Genomic DNA, 20,547 nt, shown 5'->3' on the forward strand with positions numbered 1-20,547 from the left:
CGATGAAGATCGTCATCTTCGGCGGTACCGGCTTTGTCGGCCTCAATGTTGCGGAGGCGCTACTCGCGCGCGGCCACGACGTCACGCTTTATGACCGCGCAGAGTTGCCACCATCCGCGCGGCGATCTCTTGCCGACTACGGCGCCCGGCTCAAAGCCGTGCAGGGCGATATCACCGACGCAGATGCCATCGATGCCCTGATCGCCGAAGGCGTTGATGCGATCGTGCTCGGGGCGGCCATCACCGCCGGTGATGAACTGGAGAGGGCATCGACCGCGCGCGTTCTCGAGATCAATGTGATGGCGCAGATCCCGATCCTGCTCTCTGCTATCCGGCATGGCGTTCGTCGCGTCGTCAATCTCTCCTCGGCATCGGCCTACGGTGCTGCGGGTGCGCGGGTCGCGATTCTGGACGAGGACACGCCTTGCGATCCGGTCTCGTTCTACGCCATCAGCAAGTTCACATCGGAGCGATCGGTTGCGCGTCACGCCGAGCTCTTCGGCGGCGATTTCCTGAGTGTACGGCTGAGCGCCCTGTTCGGGCCGTGGGAGCGACCGAGCTCCGTGCGCGACACGCCAAGCCTCCAGTTCCAGATTCTGGCGGCATTCGCGCGCGGCGAGCCGGCGATCATGCCTGAAGCGGGCATGAGGGACTGGATCTACGCGCCGGATGCGGCCGAGGCCGTCGCACTGCTGATCGAAGCCGAGCGGCCGCGCCATCGGCTCTACAACATCTCCAGTGGCGCGCTATGGCCGGCGCTGCAATGGGGCGAGGCCTTTGCGGCGTTGCATCCCGGCCTGGAGTGCCGGCTCGCGGCGCCCGGCGAGAAAACCATCATCAAGCTGCATGGGCCCTATCGTGCGCCGCTGTCGGTGAACCGGATGGCGGATGAATTCGGCTGGCGCGCGCGGTTCGGGTGTACCGAGTCCGCCGCAGCCATGAGCGCCTGGTGGACGCAGCACAAGGAGAGTCTCTGATGCGGCTGCAGGGGCGCACGGCCATCATTACGGGCGCAGGCTCCGGCATCGGCCGCGCCAGCGCGAAGCTGTTTGCCGACGAAGGCGCGCATCTCGCTCTGGTCGATCGCGATGCCGCGGGGCTTGAGGAGACGCTGATCCTGGTGGGCGAGGCAACGACCTATGTCGGTGACGCCGGCGATGCCAGTTTTGCCGAGACCGTAGTCGGCGATGTCGTGGCCCGGCACGGCCGGCTCGATATCCTGATGACCGCCGCGGGCTTTTCCTGCGGCGGCACGGTGCTGACCACCAGTCCCGAAGATTGGGATGCGGTGTTCCGCACCAATGTCGGTGGCACCTGGCTGTGGGCGCGGGCGGCCGTGCCGCAGATGCAGCGGCAGAACAGTGGCTCGATCATTACGCTGGCATCGCAGCTTGCGATTGCCGGCGGCAAGGGCAACACCGCCTATATTGCGGCCAAGGGCGCGATTATCAGCCTGACGCGGACGATGGCGGTGGATTTCGCAACCGACGGCATTCGCGTCAACGCGATTGCGCCCGGTGCGATCGAGACGCCCATGCTTCGCCGCAGCTTTGCCCGTCACGCCAATGCGGACGAGGTGCGCGAAACCTCCCGCAATCGCCATGCCATGAAGCGGTTCGGTCAGGCCGAGGAGATCGCGCAAGCGGCGCTGCATCTCGCAAGCGATGCGTCCTCATTTACCACCGGCACCGTGATGGTGGTCGACGGAGGCTGGCTCGCGGCATGAGCGATACACTGACAGAGCTCGAAGCTGACGTTCGCGCCGATATCGCGCGGATCGCGCATCCCGGTGTCGCCTGGCTCGAACCGAAGACGGGACCGGACGGCAAGCCGGCGCTGGATGTGCTCGTGATCGGCGCCGGCCAATCCGGCATCGCCATCGGCTTCGGCTTGATGCGCTCCCGCGTCAGCAACATCCTGCTGCTCGACAAGGCCGAGGAGGGGATGGAAGGCCCGTGGCTCACCTATGCCCGCATGCCGACGCTGCGCAGCCCAAAGGATTATACCGGTCCTGACCTCGATATCCCGAGCCTGACCTATCAGTCCTGGCACGAAGCCCGCTTCGGCAAGGAGAGCTGGCAGACACTCGACCTGATCCCGCGCGGGCACTGGGCTGAGTATCTGCTCTGGCTACGGCGCACGATCGGCCTGCCCGTGCGCAACGGCTGCGAGCTCCTGGAAATCCGGCCGGCCGCAGACGGGTTGCTGGCCGCACGCGTGAAGCGTGGCGATGGCGTCGAGACGCTCCATGCGCGCAAGATCGTGCTGGCGACGGGGCAGGAGGGAATGGGGAACTGGATGATCCCCGAGCCGCTGAGCCATCTGCCGATGAGCTCGGTCGCAACAGTCGACGACGATATCGATTTCGAAAACCTCCGCGGCAAGCGCGTCGCCGTGATCGGCGCCGGCGCATCTGCCTTCGACAACGCGGCAACCGCGCTGGAAGCCGGCGCCGCAGAGGTACACCTGCTATGCCGCCGCGCACAGATCCAGGTAATCCAGCCCTATCGCTGGCTGACCTTTCGCGGCTTCCTCCGGCATCTCAGCGATCTCGACGATGCCTGGCGCTGGCGCTTCATGCGCACCATCCTCGAGATGCGCGAAGGCTTTCCGCAGGCGACTTACGATCGCTGCGCAAATCACGCCAATTTCACATTGCACGAGGGCGCGCCGCTTGAGGCCGCACGCGAGACCGGCAAGGGTATTGAGTTGCAAACGCCGCGCGGCGCCATACCTGCGGATTTCGTCATCTGCGGCACCGGCATCGACATGGATTTTGCCGGCCGTGGCGAGCTGCGCGCATTTGCCGGCAATATCGCAATCTGGGCCGACCGCTACCAGCCCCCGGAGACCGAGCGCAACGCGCGGCTCGGCCGCTTTCCCTATCTCGCCGACGATTACGCCTTCACCGAGCGCGTCGCGGGCGAGACGCCGTGGATCTCGAACATCCATCTCTTCGCCATCGCCTCCACCATGAGTTTTGGCCCGTCGGGATCGTCGATCAACGCGATGACGACCGCGGTGCCGAAGCTGGTGAATGGCCTGACGCGCGGCCTGTTCCGCGCCGATGTCGAACGGCACTGGGCCTCGCTTCGCGCCTATGACGTGCCGCAGGCCGTGGTCACGCGGCCAGCGCGAAAAATGGAAGAATCGCGATGATCGTCCATGCGCCGCCGCGACAAAGCGTCCACAACAGCGCATCATGAGACTGGCGCGCAACTTGCTTCTTTCTTAACCTGTCCTGTCGGCGTTCTTGTCGAGATCTTTGGGGAAAACCAATGCGTTTTGTGTCTTTCAGGTCGGCATCCTCCGTGCTCGCCACCACCGCGTTGTTGCTCATCGCCACTGCGCCTTCGCAAGCGCAAACCAGGGCCGAGACGTTGCGCTATGTCACCGGCGCATCCGTCAACACGCTCGATCCCAACATCCCGGGCTCGACGCGCGAATCCTTCGCGCTGAGCATGAGCACCTACGACCGCCTGGTGGCGTTCGGCCGCAAGCAGCTCAACGGCAAATGGGTGTTCGATCTCGACAAGATCACCGGCGAGCTCGCCGAATCCTACGACGTCAGCCCGGATGGACTGAAGCTGACGTTCCGTCTGCGCAAGGATGCCAAGTTCCAGGACGGCTCGCCCGTGACCGCCGAGGACGTGAAATGGTCTCTCGATCGCTGCGTCACCGCGCCGATCCTCGGCAAGGCACAGTTGCTGACGGGATCACTGACGTCGGCCGACCAGTTCAAGGTGATCGATCCCCTCACGATCGAAGTGACGCTGCCGAAGCCCGACAAGCTCGCGCTGCCGAATCTCGCGACGGTCTACCCGCTGATCATCAACTCGAAGGTCGCCAAGGAGCACGCGACCCCAGAAGATCCCTGGGCCACCGCTTGGCTGAAGGAGCACACTGCCGGCAGCGGTGCCTATGTGATCGAGAGCTTCAAGCCCGGCGAGCAGGTGATCATCAAGCGCAACGAGGACTGGAACCGCGGCTCGCCCAACAAGCCGGCCTTCTTCAAGCGCGTGATCGTGCAGTCCGTGCCGGAGCCCGCGACCCGCGCCAATCTTGTCGAGCGCGGCGACGCCGACCTCGTCGTCGATCTCCAGGCCAGCGACGTGCAATCGCTCGAGGCCAAGGGCAAGCTCAAGGTGATCTCGACGCCGCAGTACAATTCGATCACCTTCGTCTCGATGAACAACCAGATCCCGCCCTTCGACAACGTCAATGTGCGCAGAGCCGTCGCCTTCGCGCTGCCCTATGAGGATATGTTCAAGGCTGCCCTGTTCGGTCGCGGCGCGCCGCTGTTCGGTGCGAATTGGCCGGATGGCAAGCCGCTGAACGGCATCTATCCGTTCCAGGCGCCGGTGAAGACCGATCTCGACAAAGCGAGGGAATATCTGAAAGCCGCCGGCCTCCCGGAGGGTTTTTCAACCACCTTCAGCTTCAACGTCGGCCAGGCCTCGACCGCGGAGCCGATGGCGGCTCTCGTGAAGGAATCGCTTGCCAAGATCGGGATCAAAGTCGACATCCAGAAGCTGCCGGATGCGCAGATGTCGACGCAGATCAACGAGAAGAAGCTGCCCCTGTTCACGGAAGGCATCGTCGCCTGGCTGCCCTCGACCGATTACTTCTACCGCAATTTCTACACCGGCAATCAGCGCTGGAACTACAGCTCGATCAACAATCCGGAACTGGCGACGATCGCGCAGGAAGCGCGCTTCGAGCCCGACAAGGCCAAGTACGAGGAGGATGGCCGCAAGCTCAACGCGATCCATTTCAGCGAGATGCCGCAGATCCCGCTGTGGCAGCCGAACCAGGACGCCGTAATGGCGGCCTCGATCGAGGGCTATACCTACGAATTCCATCGTCAGGTCGATTATCGCGACGTCAGCCGCAAGTAATTTGACTGAAAAGTGATGTCCGCAGACGGAGGCTCTGAAAGGTGATGACCGGTCTTGGTGCGACGGTGGCGCGGGCGGGGAGGCGGCTTTTGTCGTCGCTGCCGGCGTTGTTCGGCGTGCTGGTCTTCACCTTTCTCCTGATGCGGGTCCTCCCCGGAGATCCCGCGGTGTTCTTCGCCTCTGGGCCCAATGCCGGCAAGGAGGAGATCGAGCAGATCCGCAAGCAGATGGGGCTCGACAAGTCGGTGCCGGAGCAGCTCGTGTTCTATCTGTCCGATATCGGCCGCGGCAATCTCGGCCGCTCCATGATGACGGGACAGCCGGTCCTGAAGGATCTGCGCGAACGGCTGCCGGCCTCGCTGGAGTTGACCTTCACGGCGCTCCTGATCGCGCTGATCGCGGCGGTGCCACTCGGCGTGGTCGCAGCCTTGAAGCCGGGATCGCTGGTCGATCACGGCGTGCGGCTGTTCTGCGCGCTCGGTGTCTGCGTGCCGACCTTCGTCTCGGGCCTGCTGCTGATCTATGTGTTCTACTATCTGCTCGGTCTTGCGCCTGATCCGACCGGGCGGATCGACGTCTTCACCTCGCTGCCGCCGCAGCGCACCGGATTCCTGTCGATCGATTTCCTGCTCGCGGGAGACATCGAGGGCTGGTGGGCGGCCTGCAAGCAGCTGATCCTGCCTGCGCTGAGCATGGCCCTGTTCGTGATCGCGCCGCTGGCGCGGATCACGCGTGCCTCGATGCTGGTCTCGCTCGGCAGCGATTTCGTGCGCACGGCGCGCTCGGTCGGATTGTCCTGGCAGAAGGTCGTCGTCACCTATGCGCTGCGTAATGCGATCCTGCCCGTCATCACCATTGCCGGCATCGTGTTCTCGACCATGCTTGGCGCCAATGTCCTGGTGGAGAAGGTGTTCTCCTGGCCGGGCGTTGCCTCCTACGCGCTCGACGCGCTGCTATCGTCCGACTATGCGCCGGTGCAGGGTTTCGTCTTGCTGATGGCTGGCATCTTCGTGCTGGTCAATCTCGTCGTCGACATCTGCTACGGTATCGCCGATCCCAGGGTGTCGATCGGATGACCAGCGCAACCCTCCGCCATTCGGTCTGGATTTTGCGCGGCAACCCGCTGACCGGTGTCGCCGCGGCGGGTGTCCTGCTGTTTGTCCTGGTCGCGATCTTCGGACCGTGGCTGGTGCCCTATGATCCCGTCGTCTCCAATGTCTCGGAGGCCCTGCAACCGCCGAGCGCGGCGCATCTTGCCGGCACCGACCAGCTCGGGCGCGACGTGTTCAGCCGCCTCGTCGTTGCGGCACGCCTCGACCTTGCCATCGCGGTCTCGGCGGTCGGCATCTCCTTCGTGATCGGCGCCGTCGTCGGCTCTTTCTGCGGCTATGCCGGCGGCAGGCTCGACCGTTCGGTCGGCCGCTTCGTCGACGTCATGATGGCCTTTCCGCTGTTCGTTCTGGCCATGGCGATGGTTGCGGCGCTCGGCAACCGGATCGAGAACATTGTGATTGCGACCGCGATCATCAATCTGCCGTTCTACATCCGCTTCGCGCGCGCCGAGGTCAACGTCCGGCGCAATGTCGGCTGGGTGGAGGCGGCGCGTTCCTGTGGCGAGAGCCATTTCTCGGTGGTGCTGCGCTTCCTGCTGCCGAACATCCTGCCGGCGATGGCGGTGCAGATCTCGCTCAACCTCGGCTGGGCGATCCTGAACGCCGCCGGCTTGTCCTTCATTGGCCTTGGCGTCAAGCCGCCGACACCGGAATGGGGCATCATGGTCGCGGAGGGCGCCCGCTTCATCTCGACCGGGCGGTGGTGGCTGGTGGCCTTTCCGGGCCTCGCGTTGATGATGGCCGTGCTGTGCTTCAACCTCCTCGGTGACGGGATGCGGGACATTCTCGATCCGCGCATGCGCACATGAGCGAGGACTTGCTCAGGATCGACGATCTCCACGTTTCGTTCTCGACGCGGCGCGGAATGGTCGAGGCCGTGCGCGGCGTGACGCTCAAGGTCGAGGCCGGCGAGATGCTTGGCCTCGTCGGCGAAAGCGGATCGGGCAAGTCGGTCACCGGCTTTGCGACGACGCGGCTCCTGGATCCGGCCGGGCGCGTCACCGGCGGAAAAATCCTGTTTCGCGGCCAGGACGTGACAAAACTCAGGGGCGACGATCTCCGGCAGCTCCAGGGCGCCGCGATGTCGATGATCTTCCAGAACCCGCGGGCGGCGCTCAACCCGATCCGCGCGATCGGCCTGCAGATCGCGGACGCGATCCTCACGCACAAGCGGATATCGAAGGACGCCGCCCGCGCCGAGGCGCTGGAGCTGTTGCGCGCCGTCCAGATCCGCGACCCCGAGACGCGGATGAACGCCTATCCGCACGAGCTCTCCGGCGGCATGTGCCAGCGCGTGATGATCGCGATCGCGATCTCCTGCAATCCCGCGCTCTTGATCGCCGATGAGCCGACGACCGGGCTCGACGTCACCACGCAGAAGGTGGTGATGGACCTTTTGGCGGAGATTGCCGCCGCGCGCGGCATGGCGACGGTCCTGATCACGCACGATCTCGGGTTAGCGGCGCGATATTGTCGCCGTATCGCGGTGATGGAGCGCGGCCGTATCGTCGAAGAGGCTAGCCCCAGGACGCTGTTCGGCGCACCGCAGCACGCCTATACCCGGCGTCTGGTGGCGGCGTCGCCGACCGCGACCTCCGGGATCGCGGACCTCGTAACGGAAGAGGAGCGGGAAGGCTACGCGGCTGTCGTCAGCAGGCCCAGGCAGGAGCCCGTTCACGGGACTCCGCCGCTGCTGGAGGTGCGCAAGCTCGCAAAACGCTTCGACGAGGGCGCTGCGGCGGTGGCGGACTTCTCCATGACGATGGCCGGCGGCGAGAGCGTCGGCCTCGTCGGCGAATCCGGCTCCGGCAAGAGCACGACGTCGCGCATGATCTGCCGCCTGATCGATCCGAGCGAGGGCGAGATCGTGTTCGACGGGCAGTCGATCGGCCATGTGGCATCGCGCGACTTTCACCGCTCGCGCTTCCGCAAGGACATCCAGATGGTGTTCCAGGACCCGAACGAGAGCCTCAATCCGCGCTTCACCGCCTTCGATTGCATTGCCCATCCGCTGATGCGGCTCGATCGTATGCGTGGGGGCGATGCGCTGCGCAAGCGGGTGGAGGATTGCGCCGAGCGTGTGGGGCTGCAGCTGGATCTGTTGCCGCGCTTTCCGCATCAGCTCTCCGGCGGCCAGAAGGCGCGCGTCGGCATCGCGCGCGCCATCGCCTGCCGGCCGCGGCTCCTGGTGCTGGACGAGCCGACCGCCGCGCTCGACGTCTCCGTGCAGGCCGTGGTGCTGCAACTGCTCGATCGTCTCAGGCGCGAGAACGACATCGCGCTGCTGTTCGTCAGCCACGATCTCAACGTGGTGCGCATGCTTTGCGATCGCACTATCGTGCTGCGCAATGGCGGCATCGTGGAGCAGGGCGAGAGCCGGGCGCTGTTCGACAATCCCAAGACCGACTACACGCGCAAGCTCGTCGAGGCGATTCCGCATATCGAGACCGGGCCAGTGCTGGCGGCTGCGCTTTGAGGTCTCGCCCGGCCCAAATGGTGCGGATATCCCGCTGGCGAAGGTCCGGTTAGTGGCATACCATTTGCACGCCAATGAGCTCTGGTTTCACCTGTTCTTGGTCAACGATGGCCGGCATCACGGCACTATTGGGAGGATTTCATGGATCGCAGGACCGTATTGAAGGGACTTGCCGGCGCGGGCGGTCTGGCATTGAGCGGCCTCTCGGCCCCGGCGATCGCACAAGGCGCCTCCGCGCGCACCCTGCGCTTCGTGCCGCAGGCAAACCTCGCCAATTTCGACCCGATCTGGGGCACGCAATATGTCGTGCGCAATGCCGCCGCGCTGGTCTGGGATACGCTCTACGGCGTCGATTCCGCGCTCCAGCCGCAGCGGCAGATGGTCGAGTCCGAGGAAGTGACCGACGACGGCACCACCTGGACGTTCAAATTGCGGCCGGGCCTCAAATTCCACGACGGCGAGCCGGTGCGGAGCAAGGACGTCGTTGCGAGTCTCACCCGCTGGGCGGCGCGCGATCCGATGGGGCTGATGCTCAAGGCACTGCAGCAGGAACTCACTGCTGTCGACGATCGCACTTTCAAATGGGTGCTGAAGCAGCCGTTCCCGAAGATGCTCTATGCGCTTGGCAAGAACAACTCGCCCTGCGCCTTCATCATGCCGGAGCGCATCGCGCAGACCGACCCGTTCAAGCAGATCGGCGATTATGTCGGCTCGGGGCCGATGAAGTTTGCCAAGGGCGAGTGGGTCCCCGGCGCGAAAGCCGTGTTCGAGAAGTTTGCCGACTATGTACCGCGGCAGGAGAAGGCGTCGTGGCTCGCCGGCGGCAAGCAGATGCTGCTCGACCGCGTCGAATGGATCGTGATGCCGGATCCGGCGACCGCCGCGGCCGCGTTGCAAAACGGCGAGATCGACTGGTGGGAGAACCCCATCGCCGATCTCGTCCCGGTCCTCAAGAACAACAAGAACATCAGCGTCGACATCGGCGATCCGCTCGGCAATGTCGGCTCGTTCCGCATGAACTTCCTGTATCCGCCCTTCAACGACGTGCGGGCGCGGCGCGCAGTGCTGATGGCGATGAGCCAGGAAGACTATATGCGCGCGCTCGTCGGTGACGACAATTCGCTGTGGAAGTCGCTGCCCGGCTTCTTCACACCGGATACGCCGCTCTACACCGAGGCGGGCGGCGAGGTCCTCAAGGGCAAGCGCGATCTTGACGCTGCCAAGAAGCTGCTCGCCGAGAGCGGTTATTCCGGCCAGCCGGTGACCTGCCTGGTGGCGCAGGACCAGCCGATCACCAAGGCGTTCGGCGATGTGACCGCCGATCTCTTGAAGAAGCTCGGCATGAATGTCGACTTCGTCGCGACCGATTGGGGCACGGTCGGCTCGCGTCGCGCGCAAAAGACGCCGCCCGGACAGGGCGGCTGGAACATGTTCCACACCTGGCATGCGGGTTCGGACTGCATCAATCCGGCGCCCTATACCGCCATTCGCGCCAACGGCGACAAGGCCTGGTTCGGCTGGCCGAACAGCCCCGGCACGGAAAAGGAGGTCACGTCCTGGTTCGAGGCCAAGGGCCTCGACGAGGAGAAGGCCGCGGTCGCTCGTCTCAACAAGGTCGCGCTCGAGGACGTCGTCTACGCGCCGACCGGCTTCTTCCTCAGCTACACGGCCTGGCGCAAAAACGTCTCCGGCATCACAAAGGGGCCGCTGCCGTTCTTCTGGGGCGTGTCGAAATCCGCATGACCTTGCGCTGAAGCCAGATGCTATCCTACATCCTCCGGCGTATCGCCTCGACCTTGCCAGTGATGGCCATCGTCGCGCTGTTCGTGTTCAGCCTGCTCTACATCGCGCCGGGAGATCCCGCCGTGGTGATCGCAGGCGATCAGGCAAGTCCGGAGGATGTGGAGCGTATCCGTCAGAGCCTCGGCCTCGATCGACCCTTCCTGATCCAGTTCGGCAGTTGGGTCTGGCGCATTCTGCACGGCGATCTCGGCACCTCGATCTTCACCAATCTGCCGGTCTCGACCATGATCGGGCAGCGTCTCGGGCCGACGCTGTCGCTGATGATGGTCACGCTCCTGCTCACGATCGTGGTCGCGGTGCCGCTTGGCGTGCTGGCGGCCTGGAAGGCGGGAAGCCTGATCGACCGGGCCATCATGGCCTTTGCCGTGTTCGGCTTCTCCCTGCCGGTCTTCGTCGTCGGCTATGTCCTCGCCTACGTCTTCGCGCTGGAGCTCGAATGGCTTCCGGTGCAAGGCTATACGCCGCGCGCCCAGGGCGTCTGGCCCTGGCTGCAAAACCTGATCCTGCCGGCGATCGCGCTCGGCTGTGTCTACATCGCGCTGATCGCCCGTATCACGCGCGCCACCATGCTCGAAGTATTGCAGCAGGATTATATCCGCACCGCGCGCGCCAAGGGCCTCGGACAGGGCGGCATCCTGTTCGTCCATGCGCTGAAGAACGCGGCGGTGCCGATCGTCACGGTGATCGGCATCGGCATCGCGCTGCTGATCGGCGGCGCGGTCGTCACGGAAAGCGTTTTCGCGATTCCCGGCCTCGGCCGGCTCACGATCGACGCGATCCTGCGCCGCGATTATCCCGTAATCCAGGGCATCGTGCTGCTGTTCAGCTTCGTCTACGTCCTCGTCAATCTGATGATCGACGTCATTTATACGCTCGTTGACCCGAGGATCCGCTATTGACCGATACGACCGTCAATCCGCAAGCGCTGCCGGCGGGCTTCGTCCTCGCGCCGCAACTGCCTGAGATCCTCCGGCCGGTTACGATCCGGCGCGGCTTCGTCGGGCTGCTGCGCGGCCATCCCACCGTTGCCATTGGCGGCACGTTGCTGCTGTTGCTCGTCCTGATCGCGATCTTTGCGCCTTATCTTGGAACGGTGGATCCGACCGCACTTGCGCCGGCCAAGCGGACCCGCGCACCGTCGGCGCTTTACTGGTTTGGCACCGACGTTCTCGGCCGTGACATCTATTCACGCGTGCTGTTCGGCGCGCGGGTCTCGCTCACGGTCGGCTTGTCCGTTGCGATCTTCGCCTCCGCGGCCGGTCTCGCCATCGGCATCGTCTCCGGCTTCATCCGCTGGGCCGACGGCATCTTGATGCGCTTCATGGACGGCCTGATGTCGATCCCGCCGATCCTGCTGGCGATCGCGCTGATGGCGCTGACACGCGGCAGCGTCGGCAACGTCATTCTCGCGATCACCGTCGCCGAAATCCCGCGCGTCTCCCGCCTCGTGCGCAGCGTCGTGCTCTCGCTGCGCGAGCAGCCCTACGTGGATGCGGCAGTGGCCTGCGGCACGCGCACACCGATGATCATCCTGCGCCATATCCTGCCCAACACGCTGGCGCCGATGCTGATCCAGGCGACTTACATTTGTGCCAGCGCGATGATCACCGAGGCGATCCTGTCCTTCATCGGCGCTGGTACGCCGCCGACCATTCCGTCCTGGGGCAACATCATGGCCGAGGGGCGGGCGCTGTGGCAGGTCAAACCCTACATCGTGTTCTTTCCGGCGGCCTTCCTGTCCGTCACCGTGCTTGCCGTGAACCTGCTCGGCGACGGCCTTCGCGATGCGCTCGATCCGCGCATGGCCAAGAGCCTCTGATGTCAAGGGGCTGATCACGATGGCGCTGCTCGAAGTTGAGAACCTCCAGACCCACTTCCGGACGCCCAGCGGCATCAACCGCGCGGTTGAAGGCGTGTCGTTCCATGTCAACGAGGGCGAGACGCTCGCGATCGTCGGTGAGTCCGGCTGCGGCAAGTCGGTGACCTCGATGTCGCTGATGCGGCTGATCCCGGAACCGCCGGGAAGGATCGCCGGCAGCATCCGCTTCGCGGGCAAGGACCTGCTGCAAATGTCCGACCGCGAGATGCGCGCGATCCGCGGCAACGACATCTCGATGATTTTTCAGGAGCCGATGACCAGCCTCAACCCGGTCCTGACCGTCGGGCGTCAAATCCGCGAGACGCTGATGATCCACCAGGGCCTGGACAAGCAGGCCGCAGAGGCGCACGCCATCGAGATGTTGATTCTGGTCGGCATTCCAGAGCCGAAGCGTCGCGTGCGCGAATATCCGCATCAGCTCTCCGGCGGCATGCGCCAGCGTGTCATGATCGCCATTGCACTCGCCTGCAATCCAAAGCTTCTCATTGCCGACGAGCCGACCACCGCGCTCGACGTGACGATCCAGGCGCAGATCCTGAAATTGATGCTGGACCTCAAGCACCGGGTTGGCGCAGCGATCATCCTGATCACCCACGATCTCGGCGTGGTCGCCGAGATCGCCGAGCGCGTCATGGTCATGTATGCCGGCCGCAAGGTCGAGGAGGCGCCGGTGGCGGAACTGTTCCGATCGCCGCGTCATCCCTATACGCAGGGCCTGCTCGGCGCAGTGCCGCGGCTCGGCTCGTCGCTGACCGGCACCGCGAGACGGCTGGCTGAAATTCCGGGGCAGGTGCCTGATCTGCGCAAGCCCATCGTCGGCTGCGTCTTCGCCGGACGTTGCGCGCTCGCGACCGATCTCTGCCGGCAGTACGCGCCGGGGCTCGAAGAGAAGGGGCCACGTCACGTCGCGGCCTGCCACTATGCGGCCAAGGGAGCGGTCGCGGCATGAGTCCCCCGCTGCTCCAGGTCAACGACCTCAAGAAGCACTTCCCGGTTAAAAAGGGCCTGTTCAGCCGCAAGTCCGAATGGGTCTATGCGGTGGACGGCGTGTCGTTCGAGATCGCGCGCGGCGAGACGCTCTCTCTGGTCGGCGAGTCCGGTTGCGGCAAATCGACGGTCGGCCGTGCGATCCTGCGACTGTTCGACATCACGTCGGGGCAGGTCATCCTCGACGGCCAGCGCATCGACGACGCCCATCCGAGCACGATGCGCCAGATGCGCCGCCGTGTGCAGGTGGTGTTCCAGGACCCGTTCTCGAGCCTCAATCCGCGCATGCGCGTGCGCGACATCCTGGCCGAGCCGATCCGCAATTTCGGCCTCGCCAAATCCGCAATCGACCTCGAGACCCGCGTGACCGCGCTGATGGACACCGTGCGCCTGCCGCGCGAGGCGTTGAACCGCAGGCCGCATGAATTTTCCGGCGGCCAGCGCCAGCGCATCGGCATCGCGCGGGCGCTCGCCGCCGAGCCCGAGCTGATCGTCTGCGACGAGGCGGTCTCGGCGCTCGACGTCTCGGTCAAGGCCCAGATCGTCAATCTGCTGCAGGATCTCCAGCGCGAGTTCGGCCTGGCGCTGCTGTTCATCAGCCACGACCTCGCGATCGTCGAGCACATGACCCATCGCGTCGCGGTCATGTATCTCGGCAAGATCGTCGAGGTGGCGCCGCGCTACGAGATCTTCGCCGCGCCAAAGCATCCTTACACCAAGGCGCTGCTCTCGGCGGTCCCGCTGCCGGAGCCGGGGGCCCAGCGCAATCCGATCATCCTCAAGGGCGACGTGCCGAGTCCGATCAACCCGCCGAGCGGGTGCCGCTTCCACACCCGTTGCCCGCTCGTGTTCGATCGCTGCCGGACCGAGGAGCCGACATTGCGCGCGGCCGGCCCCGAGCAGTGGGTGGCCTGTCATCTCGAAGAAGGTGCCGCGGTGGCGAGCGGCTAGCCGTTGGGGCCGCGGCGAAGCTCTGGATCGAGGCGTAGGGGCGACAATCGGGCAAGGATGGCACTCCGCTCCTGTTCTGCCCGACGAGTCAAAGACGTTTGCGACGAAAATTCATGTGTAAAAACAACCCCGTTCTTACTGTGCATGGGGTTGTTTTCGCGTTTTTGTTGAGCCGCCTTTCAGCCTTGGCGGCGCAGGAAGCCCGTGATCGTGACCTTGTCCCAGATGTCGGCCGCCGCAAACGGATCGGCTCGGTTGAAAGCCTCGACCTCGCTGCGGCCAGGCGCCTCGATCAGGAACAGGCTGCCGATCATGGTCGCGCCGTCGTCGGAGACCAGCGGTCCCGACATCACGATCTCGACGCCGAAGCGCGAGGTGTCGCTCAGGAAAGCCTTGTGGGCGTCGTAATTGGCGAGCCGGATCGGCAGCGCGCCGGCGCGGTCGAGGGCGTGAATGGCGAACAGCATGATGGTCTCCGTTTATGCGTCCGTTTCTTGGGACGGCCGCGGCTGCGGCCGTCCGGGCTTGTCGTGATGGGTGCGCCTGGTTACTTGCCGCCGAGCTTGCTGGCTTCCTCGAAAGTCGGGCAGCTCCGTTGCTCCAGCGGCACGTCGAACGGCTGGTAATTGTCCTTGGTGATCACGGTCGGCTTCAGCACGATCTCGGCAATGACGGGCTGGTTGCGCAGGGAGCGGATCGCCATCATGGTGCCAAGGCATCCCTGAAAAAATCCGTTGTAGTCGCCGCTCGCGAGCAGCTTGCCGGACTTGATCGCGTCGATCGCTTCCTTGGTGCCGTTGATGCCGATCACCTGCGCCTTGCGGTTGGCGCCGTCGAGCGCCTCGATCGCACCGACGGCCATGGCGTCATTGGCGGCGAGCACGCCGTCGATCTGCGCGTTCGACTGCATCAGATTCTCCATCACCTGGAGCGCCTGAAGCCGCTGGTAATTTCCGGGCTGCGAGGCCAGCAGTTTTGCGCCGGCGTTTTCCTTCAGCGCGTCGTTGAAGCCGCGGACGCGGTCGACATTGGTCAGCGAGCCCTTGACGCCCTCGATGATGACGATGTTGCCCTTGCCGCCCAGCGTCTTGAGCAGGAAGCGCGCGGTCTCGAGCCCGAGGCTGTAATCGTCGGCGCCGACGAAGGAGAGGAACTTGCCGCCGGCCGAGCGGTCGGTGATGTTGACGACGGGGATCTTGGCTTCGTTGATCTTCTCGACACCCGGCACCATCGCCTTGTAGTCGACCGGCGTGAAGACGATGGCGCTCGGCTTCTTCACCACGACGTCCTCGATCTGGCTGAGCTGCTCGGGAATGCTGTCGGGCTTGGTCGGGATGTACTGCAGCGTCTTCGCGTTCAGCGTCTTCGCCATGTTGTCGGCGCCGACCCGCACGGTCTGGAAGAACGGGTTGGTCTGGTTCTTGGTGAAGACGGCGATGGTCTCGCCGTCGGCTCGCGCTTGCGTGGTGAGCGCGGCCGCCATCAGCAGCGGCAGCGCCAAATAACCCAGTGTCTGTTTCATGTTGCCTCCATCCCTCGTTTTGCTTGTTGGTCGTTCAAGAACTCATTGCGTGCGGCGGCGGGTCTTCATGTCGAGCCAGACCGCGAGAATGACGATGATGCCGGTGACCAGCGGCTGCCAGTTGGCGCTGACCGACAAGAGGTTCATGCCGTTCAGCACCAGCGTCAGGATCAGTGCGCCGATGAAGGTGCCGAACACCGTGCCGACGCCACCGAACAGCGAGGTGCCGCCGATCAGAACGGCGGCGATCGCGGGCAGCGTCAGGCTTTCGCCGATGTCAGCCTCGGCCGAATTGAGCCGCGACAGGAAGATGATCGAGGCGAGCCCCGCCATGGTGCCGGAGACGGCGTAGACCAGCAGCAGGCGGCGCGCGACCGGAATGCCGGAGAGTCGTGCCGCGACCGGATTGGCGCCGATCGCATAGATCTCCTGGCCCCAGATCGTTCGCTGCGCAAACAGTGTTCCGATCCCGAGGAACACCAGCAGCAGGTAGACCGGGATCGGCAGGCCGAACAGATAGCCGCTGCCGATCTGGCGGAAGCCTGCCGGAAAGCCGTGAAGGGTTTCGCCCGCCATGTACCAGTAGGTGAGGCCGTTCAGCACCCAGAGCATGCCGTAGGTGGCGATGAAGGAGGGGATACGAAGCGCGGTGACCATGACGCCGTTGAGCAGGCCGACGATGCCGCCGCAGGCAAGCCCGGTGAGGATGCCAAGCGCCGGCGAGCCGGTCTTGTGGATCACGGTCCCGGCGATGCAGGCGGACAGCGCGACATTGGCGCCGACGGAGAGATCGAGGCCCGCGGTCAGCACCACCAGGGTCAGGCCGGAGGCGATGAAGAAGGTCAGGCTCGCCTGCCTGAGCACATTGAGGATGTTGCCGAGGCTCAGGAAGGAATCGCTGAGCACGGCAAGCACCGCACAGATCAGCAGCGCCGCAAGCAGGCGATAGAACAATTGGATCGCATCCTGCGACAGGAACGAGCGCGGCGGCGCGATGGCCTCTTTGCTGATGTCGGTCATGCGCGGCTCCTGAGCCCGTCGAGGAACAGCGCGACGATGACGAGCACGCCGACGCTTGCGACCTGCACCGAGGACGGCAGCGAGATCAGGTTCAGCCCGTTGCGCAGCACGCCCACCGAGAGCACGCCGAGCACGGTGCCGAGCAGCCAGCCATTGCCGCGCTCGAACGACGTGCCGCCGACGGCGACGGCCGCGATCGCATCGAATTCGAGACCGAGGCCGGCCGTCGGGTGACCGGAATTCATCCGCGCCGTCATCAGCAGGCCGGCAATGCCGGCCATCGCGCCACCGATCGCATAGACCATGATCAGCAGACGGTTGGGTGACAGGCCGGCATAGCGCAGCGCCTCCCGGTTGCCGCCGAGCGCGAAGATGTAGGTGCCGAAACGGGTGTGATAGAGCAGGCCGTGAAACGTTGCATAGGTCACCAGCGCCATCACGATCGGCACGGGAACGCCCAGCAGCGTCGCCGAATAGATGTCGCGTACGCTGTGGGGGATGCCGACCACGCTCTGGCCGTCGCTGACGATCAGTGACAGGCCTTGCGCCATGCCAAGCGTGCCCAAGGTCGCGACGAAAGGTGGGATGCCCACGATGGCGACCAGCCAGCCGTTGGCGAAGCCGAAGGCTGTGCCGACGAGAAGCCCGGCACCGAGGCCGAGCGACATCGAGTGGGTGGCGAGCGAGACGATGGCGACGCAGAGCGAGGTCAGGGTCAGCACCGCGCCCATCGACAGGTCCAGCCCCTCGGTCATGATGATCAAGGTCATCGGCAGCGCGAGCATGGTCAGGATCGTCGACTGCACCAGCACGTTGGAGAGGTTGGCGACCGACAGAAAACCGGGCGCGATCGTGCTGAACAGCGCGATCAGCAGCACCAGCACGATGGCAACGCCGGGAATGCGTTGCAATGGATTGGGTTGAGAGACGACTGCGGCCTCACGCATGATGCATCCCCAGTCGCACGATGTTCTCCTCCGTCAGCTCGTTGCGCGCGAGGTGCCCGGCGACACGCCCCTCGCGCATCACATAGGCGCGGTCGCAGACATGGCAGATCTCGACCTGTTCGGACGAGATCATCAGCGCGGCCGCGCCTTCAGCGACAAGTCGGTCGATCAGGGCGAAGATTTCGGCCTTGGCGCCGATGTCGATGCCCCGGGTCGGCTCGTCGAAGATGAAGAGCTTCGAGCCGGCAGCGAGCCACTTCCCGATCACGACCTTCTGCTGATTGCCGCCGGAGAGCAGACCGACGGTCTGGCGCGCGCTGGGCGTCGCAATGCGCAACTGCCGGATCAGGCCGTCGGCAGTGCGCTGCGCGCTGCGTTGATCGAACAGACCGCTCGGAAACAGCTTTCGCAGCGCCGACACCACCAGATTGTCCCCCACCGACCGCAACAGTGCGAGGCCCTCGCTCTTGCGGCTCTCCGGGATCAGCGCAATGCCGCAGCGGGCGGCAAGATCAGGCTCGCCGGAGATAGTCTTGCCGTCGAAGACGATCTCGCCTGATGTCACGGGATCGGCCCCGAAGATCGCGCGCGCGACCTCGCTACGACCGGAGCCGACCAGGCCACACAGGCCGACGATCTCGCCCCGCCGCACCTCGATGTTGATGTCCGAGATTCCGGTGGAGGCGCTCAGGCCCTTGACCTCGAGCAGCACTTCGCCGGGTTCGTCGGCAAAATTGCGCGGGTAGGTCATGTCGACATTGCGGCCGACCATCATGCGGACGAGCTGGTCCGGCGTGACGTCGGCCGGGCGAACGCCGTCGATGCGACGACCGTCGCGCAGCACGGTGATGCGGTCTCCGAGCGCGAACACCTCCGCCATGCGGTGCGAGATGTAGACGATGGAGACGCCGTCGGCCTTCAGCCGCGCGATTAGCGCGAACAGCAGCTCGGTCTCGCGATCGGACAGTGCTGCGGTCGGTTCGTCCATCACGAGGATGCGGGCGTTCTGGCTGATCGCTTTGGCGATCTCGACCATCTGCTGCTGCGCCACCCCTAACTTGTCGACGATGGTTGACGGGTCGATGTCAAAGCCGATCGTGCCAAGCACGCGCGCGGCGTCGGCCAAAATCTTGCGGCGGTCGATGGTGCCGGGGATGCGGCCCTTCGGCTCGCGGCCGAGAAAAATGTTCTGGGCGATATCGAGATGGGGGACCAGCGAGAATTCCTGGAAGATCACGGCGATGCCGAGCTTCTGCGCGTCTGCGGCCGAGTTGATCGCGACCGGCTCGCCCTTGAAGTAGAACTCGCCGGCATCGGCGCGATAGGCCCCGCAGAGCACCTTCATCAGGCTCGACTTGCCGGCGCCGTTCTCGCCCAGCAGCATATGGACTTCGCCGGGGAAGACGGCAAAGGACACGTCATCCAGCGCCTTGACGCCAGGAAACTCCTTGCTGATGCCGCGCAGCTCGAGGAGCGGGACAGGCGAGGAGGGCTCGACGGCCAATGCGGCGGTGCTCATGCCTGCGCTCCGCTTGCAAAGATCTTTCCGGGATTCATCAGGCCCTTGGGGTCGAGCGCGGTCTTGATCGATCGCATCACATCGACGGCCTCGCCGAGTTCATCAGCGAGATAATCGATCTTGCCGAGCCCGATGCCGTGCTCGCCGGTGCAGGTGCCGTCCATGGCAATCGCGCGGGCGACCATGCGGGCCTGGAGCGCCTTGGCGCCTTCGACTTCCTCCGGCCTTGCCGGGTCAATCAGGATCAGCATGTGGAAATTGCCGTCGCCGACGTGGCCGACGATCGGCGCGATGAACCCGCGCCCGTCCGCGTCGCGCCGGGTCTCCGTGAGGCATTCCGCCAGTCGCGAGATCGGCACGCAGACATCGGTGATCACGGCACGCGCGCCGGGGCGGAGGTCCAGGCCGGCATAGAGCGTGTTGTCGCGGGCGTGCCAGAGACGGCTGTGATCCTCCGGTGCCTTCGCCCAGGCAAAGCCATGGCCGCCATGGTCGGCGGCAATGGCCTGTGCGGCCTCGGCCTGCTCGGCGACGGAAGTCTCAGAACCATGGAATTCGAAGAACAAGGTCGGGGCTTCGCGATAGCCGAGCTTCGCATAGGCGTTGATGCCGCGCATCATGACGTCGTCGAGCAGCTCGATGCGCGCCACGGGGATCGCGGACTGGATCACGGAGATCGCGGTGTCCACGGCGTCCTGCAGGGTGTCGAAGCTGCAGACCGCGGCCGAGATCGCCTGCGGCACGGGATGCACCTTGAGCGTGATCTCGGTGATGACACCGAGCGTGCCCTCGGCGCCGACGAACATGCGCGTCAGGTCGTAACCGGCGGCCGACTTGCGCGCGCGCCGGGCGGTCCGGATCACGCGGCCGTCCGCCAGCACCACCTCCAGCGCGATGACATTGTCCTTCATGGTGCCGTAGCGCACCGCCATGGTGCCGGAGGCGCGCGTGGACGTCATGCCGCCGATCGAGGCGTCAGCACCGGGATCGATCGGAAAGAAAAGTCCAGTGCCGCGCAGCGCCGCATTGAGCTGCTTTCGCGTGATGCCGGGCTGGACCACGACGTCCATGTCGCTCTCGTGCACCGTCAGCACCTTGTTCATACGTGCGAAGTCGAAGCAGACTCCGCCCGCGACCGCGGCCGCATTGCCTTCGAGCGAGGTCCCGGCGCCGAACGGAACGATGGGCATGTTCGCGCCCGCGCATAGCTTGACGATCTCCGCGACCTCCTGCGTGGTTTCAGGGAATACGACGATGTCTGGCGGCAGGCTGCGATAATGTGACTCGCTCTGCCCATGCTGATCGAGCACGCCACGCGCGACGCTCGCGCGCGGGCCGATCAAGCCTGTGAGGCGATCGGCCAATATGCCCGTGCTGACCCGTGGTCCCATCCTTGCTCCCTGTCTTGCCCTGCCGGACTCTTGTTGGTCCGC

Annotated in this window: 18 protein-coding genes; 12 read left to right on the forward strand and 6 right to left on the reverse strand. The window is 65.0% G+C overall.

The features are described from left to right. The first annotated feature begins 2 nt into the window (after window positions 1–2). The 12 genes from FXB41_RS07775 to FXB41_RS07830 all read left to right on the forward strand — a co-directional run bounded on the left by FXB41_RS07775 (window position 3) and on the right by FXB41_RS07830 (window position 14,106). Window positions 3–977, forward strand: coding sequence for an NAD-dependent epimerase/dehydratase family protein (locus FXB41_RS07775; RefSeq protein WP_219681059.1), 975 nt, complete (start codon window positions 3–5; stop codon window positions 975–977). Further along, window positions 977–1,726 (forward strand): SDR family oxidoreductase, encoded by a 750-nt coding sequence (locus FXB41_RS07780; protein ID WP_219681060.1) that lies wholly within the window; start codon window positions 977–979, stop codon window positions 1,724–1,726. Before FXB41_RS07775 ends, FXB41_RS07780 begins: the two co-directional genes overlap by 1 nt. Continuing rightward, on the forward strand, window positions 1,723–3,159 hold the full coding sequence (locus FXB41_RS07785; protein WP_219681061.1) for an NAD(P)-binding domain-containing protein: 1,437 nt from the start codon (window positions 1,723–1,725) through the stop codon (window positions 3,157–3,159). The genes FXB41_RS07780 and FXB41_RS07785 overlap by 4 nt, the downstream gene beginning before the upstream one ends. Window positions 3,160–3,278: 119 nt before the next feature. After that, a complete protein-coding gene (locus FXB41_RS07790; RefSeq protein ID WP_219681062.1) occupies window positions 3,279–4,898 on the forward strand; it encodes an ABC transporter substrate-binding protein in 1,620 nt (539 codons plus the stop codon). Between the two features lie 41 nt (window positions 4,899–4,939). Continuing rightward, window positions 4,940–5,974, forward strand: a complete 1,035-nt coding sequence (locus tag FXB41_RS07795; RefSeq protein WP_007593101.1) for an ABC transporter permease — start codon at window positions 4,940–4,942, stop codon at window positions 5,972–5,974. Next, window positions 5,971–6,819, forward strand: a complete 849-nt coding sequence (locus tag FXB41_RS07800) for an ABC transporter permease (protein WP_007608569.1) — start codon at window positions 5,971–5,973, stop codon at window positions 6,817–6,819. Before FXB41_RS07795 ends, FXB41_RS07800 begins: the two co-directional genes overlap by 4 nt. Further along, a complete protein-coding gene (gene nikE / locus FXB41_RS07805; protein ID WP_007593097.1) occupies window positions 6,816–8,486 on the forward strand; it encodes a nickel ABC transporter ATP-binding protein NikE in 1,671 nt (556 codons plus the stop codon). Before FXB41_RS07800 ends, nikE begins: the two co-directional genes overlap by 4 nt. A gap of 141 nt (window positions 8,487–8,627) precedes the next feature. Beyond that, on the forward strand, window positions 8,628–10,229 hold the full coding sequence (locus FXB41_RS07810; RefSeq protein ID WP_219681063.1) for an ABC transporter substrate-binding protein: 1,602 nt from the start codon (window positions 8,628–8,630) through the stop codon (window positions 10,227–10,229). 17 nt (window positions 10,230–10,246) lie between these two features. Continuing rightward, complete coding sequence (locus tag FXB41_RS07815) at window positions 10,247–11,188, forward strand: ABC transporter permease (protein WP_219681064.1); 942 nt, start codon at window positions 10,247–10,249, stop codon at window positions 11,186–11,188. After that, window positions 11,185–12,108: an ABC transporter permease gene (locus FXB41_RS07820; RefSeq protein ID WP_007593091.1), complete on the forward strand. Its 924-nt coding sequence runs from the start codon at window positions 11,185–11,187 to the stop codon at window positions 12,106–12,108. The genes FXB41_RS07815 and FXB41_RS07820 overlap by 4 nt, the downstream gene beginning before the upstream one ends. A gap of 19 nt (window positions 12,109–12,127) precedes the next feature. Then, entirely contained in the window at window positions 12,128–13,117 is a 990-nt protein-coding gene (locus FXB41_RS07825; protein ID WP_007593086.1) for an ABC transporter ATP-binding protein, read from the forward strand. Continuing rightward, window positions 13,114–14,106: an ABC transporter ATP-binding protein gene (locus FXB41_RS07830; RefSeq protein WP_007593084.1), complete on the forward strand. Its 993-nt coding sequence runs from the start codon at window positions 13,114–13,116 to the stop codon at window positions 14,104–14,106. The genes FXB41_RS07825 and FXB41_RS07830 overlap by 4 nt, the downstream gene beginning before the upstream one ends. A gap of 179 nt (window positions 14,107–14,285) precedes the next feature. Here FXB41_RS07830 and FXB41_RS07835 read toward each other — a convergent pair whose 3' ends face one another. From FXB41_RS07835 to FXB41_RS07860, 6 genes are all read right to left on the reverse strand, one after another. Next, window positions 14,286–14,573 carry a YciI family protein gene (locus tag FXB41_RS07835; RefSeq protein ID WP_219681065.1) on the reverse strand — a complete coding sequence of 96 codons (288 nt, stop codon included), beginning with the start codon at window positions 14,571–14,573 and terminating at the stop codon, window positions 14,286–14,288. A gap of 80 nt (window positions 14,574–14,653) precedes the next feature. Further along, the gene (locus tag FXB41_RS07840) at window positions 14,654–15,628 is read right to left on the reverse strand and encodes a sugar ABC transporter substrate-binding protein (RefSeq protein ID WP_027517121.1); all 975 of its coding nucleotides are present in this window, start codon (window positions 15,626–15,628) and stop codon (window positions 14,654–14,656) included. Window positions 15,629–15,670: 42 nt separating this feature from the next. Then, window positions 15,671–16,648: an ABC transporter permease gene (locus tag FXB41_RS07845; RefSeq protein WP_219681066.1), complete on the reverse strand. Its 978-nt coding sequence runs from the start codon at window positions 16,646–16,648 to the stop codon at window positions 15,671–15,673. Beyond that, window positions 16,645–17,595: an ABC transporter permease gene (locus tag FXB41_RS07850; protein WP_007593077.1), complete on the reverse strand. Its 951-nt coding sequence runs from the start codon at window positions 17,593–17,595 to the stop codon at window positions 16,645–16,647. Before FXB41_RS07850 ends, FXB41_RS07845 begins: the two co-directional genes overlap by 4 nt. Continuing rightward, window positions 17,588–19,114: a sugar ABC transporter ATP-binding protein gene (locus tag FXB41_RS07855; RefSeq protein WP_007593075.1), complete on the reverse strand. Its 1,527-nt coding sequence runs from the start codon at window positions 19,112–19,114 to the stop codon at window positions 17,588–17,590. The genes FXB41_RS07850 and FXB41_RS07855 overlap by 8 nt, the downstream gene beginning before the upstream one ends. Next, window positions 19,111–20,505 carry an FAD-linked oxidase C-terminal domain-containing protein gene (locus FXB41_RS07860; RefSeq protein WP_219681067.1) on the reverse strand — a complete coding sequence of 465 codons (1,395 nt, stop codon included), beginning with the start codon at window positions 20,503–20,505 and terminating at the stop codon, window positions 19,111–19,113. The genes FXB41_RS07855 and FXB41_RS07860 overlap by 4 nt, the downstream gene beginning before the upstream one ends. Window positions 20,506–20,547: the final 42 nt, after the last annotated feature.

This window comes from Bradyrhizobium canariense, assembly GCF_019402665.1.
GTDB lineage: Bacteria > Pseudomonadota > Alphaproteobacteria > Rhizobiales > Xanthobacteraceae > Bradyrhizobium > Bradyrhizobium canariense.